A 5,667-nucleotide genomic window follows, 5' to 3' on the forward strand; every position below is an offset into this window, starting at 1 on the left:
GCGGTGTCCTACTCTCCCACACCCTCCCGGGTGCAGTACCATCGGCGCTGTGGGTCTTAGCTTCCGGGTTCGGAATGGGACCGGGCGTTTCCCCCACGCTATGACCGCCGTAACCTTGTTACCCGTCCCAACCCCGTGTGTGGGGGTGGGTGGGAAGACTGTGGTTACAACTGTGGTGCTTGGTTGTTATTTAGTTGTTGGTTCCCGGGGTTGTTGGTTGGGAACCACATAGTGGACGCGTGCAGTGTGTTGTGTGGTGTAAGTTGTTGGCCTATTAGTACCGGTCAGCTTCACGAGTCTTTAGTCCTCGCTTCCACATCCGGCCTATCAACCCAGTGGTCTGGCTGGGGGCCTCTCACACATATGTGTATGGAAATCTCATCTTGAAGCGAGCTTCCCGCTTAGATGCTTTCAGCGGTTATCCCATCCGAACGTAGCTAATCAGCGATGCACTTGGCAGTACAACTGACACACCAGAGGTTCGTCCGTCCCGGTCCTCTCGTACTAAGGACAGCCCTTCTCAAATTTCCTGCGCGCGCAGCGGATAGGGACCGAACTGTCTCACGACGTTCTAAACCCAGCTCGCGTACCGCTTTAATGGGCGAACAGCCCAACCCTTGGGACCTACTCCAGCCCCAGGATGCGACGAGCCGACATCGAGGTGCCAAACCATGCCGTCGATATGGACTCTTGGGCAAGATCAGCCTGTTATCCCCGAGGTACCTTTTATCCGTTGAGCGACGGCCATTCCACAATGTACCGCCGGATCACTAGTCCCGACTTTCGTCCCTGCTTGAGATGTCTCTCTCACAGTCAAGCTCCCTTGTGCACTTACACTCGACACCTGATTGCCAACCAGGCTGAGGGAACCTTTGGGCGCCTCCGTTACTTTTTAGGAGGCAACCGCCCCAGTTAAACTACCCATCAGGCACTGTCCCTGACCCGGATCACGGGCCGAAGTTAGATGTCCAAAGTGACCAGAGTGGTATTTCAACGATGACTCCACCCGAACTGGCGTCCGGGTTTCAACGTCTCCCACCTATCCTACACAAGCCACTCCGAACACCAATACCAAACTATAGTAAAGGTCTCGGGGTCTTTCCGTCCTGCTGCGCGTAACGAGCATCTTTACTCGTACTGCAATTTCGCCGAGTTTATGGTTGAGACAGCGGGGAAGTCGTTACTCCATTCGTGCAGGTCGGAACTTACCCGACAAGGAATTTCGCTACCTTAGGATGGTTATAGTTACCACCGCCGTTTACTGGGGCTTAAATTCTCAGCTTCGCCACAAGTGGCTAACCGGTCCTCTTAACCTTCCAGCACCGGGCAGGAGTCAGTCCGTATACATCGTCTTGCGACTTCGCACGGACCTGTGTTTTTAGTAAACAGTCGCTTCCCCCTGGTCTCTGCGGCCCACACCCGCTCACGGAGAGCAAGTCTCCATCACGGGGCAGGCCCCCCTTCTCCCGAAGTTACGGGGGCATTTTGCCGAGTTCCTTAACCATAATTCTCTCGATCGCCTTGGTATTCTCTACCTGATCACCTGTGTCGGTTTGGGGTACGGGCGGCTAAAACCTCGCGTCGATGCTTTTCTTGGCAGCATAGGATCACCGGATCCCCCCTTACGGGAGTCCCATCAGATCTCAGGATCGTGCTCGAAACACACAGGAACGGATTTGCCTATCCCTGACCCTACATCCTTAGACCGGGGCAACCATCGCCCGGCCCGGCTACCTTCCTGCGTCACACCTGTTAATACGCTTACCTCCCGGGATCAGGTCCCGCGCTCGGCCAAAACCCGGCACACCACAAGGGTGTACGGGCAGGCTCCGGGCGGTTAGTATCCCCCGCTTGGCATGGGCGGTTTTTCGCCGGTACGGGAATATCAACCCGTTGTCCATCGACTACGCCTGTCGGCCTCGCCTTAGGTCCCGACTTACCCAGGGCAGATTAGCTTGACCCTGGAACCCTTGATCATTCGGCGGACGGGTTTCTCACCCGTCTTTCGCTACTCATGCCTGCATTCTCACTCGTGTAGGCTCCACCGCTGGTTTCCACCGCGACTTCACTGCCCACACGACGCTCCCCTACCACTCCACACCCCTGAACCACGAAGGCTAGGGTACTGTGTGAAATCCACAACTTCGGCGGTGTACTTGAGCCCCGCTACATTGTCGGCGCGGAATCACTTGACCAGTGAGCTATTACGCACTCTTTCAAGGATGGCTGCTTCTAAGCCAACCTCCTGGTTGTCTTCGCAACTCCACATCCTTTCCCACTTAGCACACGCTTAGGGGCCTTAGTTGGTGGTCTGGGCTGTTTCCCTCTCGACTATGAAGCTTATCCCCCACAGTCTCACTGCTGCGCTCTGACTTACCGGCATTCGGAGTTTGGCTGACGTCAGTAACCTTGTAGGGCCCATCGGCCATCCAGTAGCTCTACCTCCGGCAAGAAACACGCAACGCTGCACCTAAATGCATTTCGGGGAGAACCAGCTATCACGGAGTTTGATTGGCCTTTCACCCCTACCCACAGCTCATCCCCTCCATTTTCAACTGAAGTGGGTTCGGTCCTCCACGACGTCTTACCGTCGCTTCAACCTGGCCATGGGTAGATCACTCCGCTTCGGGTCTAGATCACGCCACTACACTCGCCCTGTTCAGACTCGCTTTCGCTACGGCTACCCCACACGGGTTAACCTCGCGACGTAACACTAACTCGCAGGCTCATTCTTCAAAAGGCACGCCGTCACAACTACAAGGCTGCTCCGACGGATTGTAAGCACACGGTTTCAGGTACTGTTTCACTCCCCTCCCGGGGTACTTTTCACCTTTCCCTCACGGTACTGGTCCGCTATCGGTCATTAGGAAGTATTTAGGCTTATCAGGTGGTCCTGACAGATTCGCACGGGATTTCTCGGGCCCCGTGCTACTTGGGATACTCTCCAGGCGGCACAAAACATTACGGTTACGGGGCTCACACCCTCTCTGGCCGGCCTTTCAAGACCGTTCACCTATGCCTGCACATCACACCTCACCGGTCCGGCAGAACCAGCACGGAAAGTCCCACAACCCCGCCCATGCAACGCCCGCCGGCTATCACACATGGAACGGTTTAGCCTGATCCGCGTTCGCTCGCCACTACTAACGGAATCACTCTTGTTTTCTCTTCCTGCGGGTACTGAGATGTTTCACTTCCCCGCGTTCCCCCCACGCACCCTATGTGTTCAGATGCGGGTCACACAATCACCATGACAGCGTTGTGCGGGGTTTCCCCATTCGGACATCCTGGGATCAACGCTCGGTTATCAACTCCCCCAGGCTTATCGCAGATTCCTACGTCCTTCTTCGGCTCCTAATGCCAAGGCATCCACCGTGTGCCCTTAAAAACTTGACCACACACAAACCGACAAACCCCACAGGGGCCCGCCGGTCTACGATGCATCATTCATATCGAGAGAACCATGACCACAAGGGCCAGGTTCATTCATAAGAAATTGCTGTATAGAAACACACACGTATGCGTGTGTCCCTAGATGCTCGCGTCCACTATGTAGTTCTCAAACAACAACCCCATCAACCAGACCCCCACCACCACAACCCCAAAAACAAAGAGGCCGCACACGCGGAAGGAAGAACCGGAAGCAGGAACAAAAGAAACACCAGAAGTGCCCCCATGCATTGCTGCAAAAAGGTCCTGTTGCCTCAGGACCCAACAGTGCGCCAAACACAACCCACACAGACCACACCCCGGACGCGTTCCCAACAACCCCCCAAAAGGGAGTCACCGTACTAACACCAGGACACAACCGAACAGGCCATGCCAAAAAATGATTCGTTGATATTCCACCCATGAGCACCCACCGCAGAACAGACGCCTGCGCAATGGGCAACACTGACAACCACCACGAACCGCATACACAGAACACGGACAGTTGTTAGCAGCTCCTTAGAAAGGAGGTGATCCAGCCGCACCTTCCGGTACGGCTACCTTGTTACGACTTAGTCCCAATCGCCGGTCCCACCTTCGACGGCTCCCCCCACAAGGGTTAGGCCACCGGCTTCGGGTGTTACCAACTTTCGTGACTTGACGGGCGGTGTGTACAAGGCCCGGGAACGTATTCACCGCAGCGTTGCTGATCTGCGATTACTAGCGACTCCGACTTCATGGGGTCGAGTTGCAGACCCCAATCCGAACTGAGACCGGCTTTTTGGGATTAGCTCCACCTCACAGTATCGCAACCCTTTGTACCGGCCATTGTAGCATGCGTGAAGCCCAAGACATAAGGGGCATGATGATTTGACGTCGTCCCCACCTTCCTCCGAGTTGACCCCGGCAGTCTCCTATGAGTCCCCGGCCGAACCGCTGGCAACATAGAACGAGGGTTGCGCTCGTTGCGGGACTTAACCCAACATCTCACGACACGAGCTGACGACAACCATGCACCACCTGTAAACCGACCGCAAGCGGGGCACCTGTTTCCAGGTATTACCGGTTCATGTCAAGCCTTGGTAAGGTTCTTCGCGTTGCATCGAATTAATCCGCATGCTCCGCCGCTTGTGCGGGCCCCCGTCAATTCCTTTGAGTTTTAGCCTTGCGGCCGTACTCCCCAGGCGGGGCACTTAATGCGTTAGCTACGGCGCGGAAAACGTGGAATGTCCCCCACACCTAGTGCCCAACGTTTACGGCATGGACTACCAGGGTATCTAATCCTGTTCGCTCCCCATGCTTTCGCTCCTCAGCGTCAGTTACAGCCCAGAGACCTGCCTTCGCCATCGGTGTTCCTCCTGATATCTGCGCATTTCACCGCTACACCAGGAATTCCAGTCTCCCCTACTGCACTCTAGTCTGCCCGTACCCACTGCAGAACCGGAGTTGAGCCCCGGTCTTTCACAGCAGACGCGACAAACCGCCTACGAGCTCTTTACGCCCAATAATTCCGGATAACGCTTGCGCCCTACGTATTACCGCGGCTGCTGGCACGTAGTTAGCCGGCGCTTCTTCTGCAGGTACCGTCACTTTCGCTTCTTCCCTACTGAAAGAGGTTTACAACCCGAAGGCCGTCATCCCTCACGCGGCGTCGCTGCATCAGGCTTGCGCCCATTGTGCAATATTCCCCACTGCTGCCTCCCGTAGGAGTCTGGGCCGTGTCTCAGTCCCAGTGTGGCCGGTCACCCTCTCAGGCCGGCTACCCGTCGTCGCCTTGGTAGGCCATTACCCCACCAACAAGCTGATAGGCCGCGAGTCCATCCAAAACCACAAAAGCTTTCCACCACCACCACATGCGTGGAATGGTCGTATCCGGTATTAGACCCAGTTTCCCAGGCTTATCCCAGAGTCAAGGGCAGGTTACTCACGTGTTACTCACCCGTTCGCCACTAATCCCCCAGCAAGCTGGGATCATCGTTCGACTTGCATGTGTTAAGCACGCCGCCAGCGTTCATCCTGAGCCAGGATCAAACTCTCCGTTGAAAACAAAAAAAATCAAACAGACACAACCACACCCACCGGAAATAACGGTAGAACGCGGCTGCACAAAATTCGAAACCAGCTGAAAACCAGACCACCACACACGGGGGTGCGCAATGATCCAGCCATAATTTCAACCAATCAATAAAACAATCGGTATCAACAAACTTGGCACACTATTGAGTTCTCAAACAACAG

At 55.4% G+C, this 5,667-nt stretch carries 3 rRNA genes; all 3 read right to left on the reverse strand.

Annotated features, from left to right (window positions below):
- Positions 1 to 112 (reverse strand): 5S ribosomal RNA (gene rrf, locus NEK97_RS19725); the annotation flags it as partial.
- 141 nt (positions 113 to 253) lie between these two features.
- Positions 254 to 3,396, reverse strand: a 23S ribosomal RNA gene (locus tag NEK97_RS19730).
- 556 nt (positions 3,397 to 3,952) lie between these two features.
- Positions 3,953 to 5,472: ribosomal RNA gene (locus tag NEK97_RS19735) — 16S ribosomal RNA — on the reverse strand.
- Between the last annotated feature and the right edge of the window lie 195 nt (positions 5,473 to 5,667).

Source organism: Paenarthrobacter sp. UW852, assembly GCF_024608385.1.
Classification (GTDB): Bacteria; Actinomycetota; Actinomycetes; order Actinomycetales; family Micrococcaceae; genus Arthrobacter.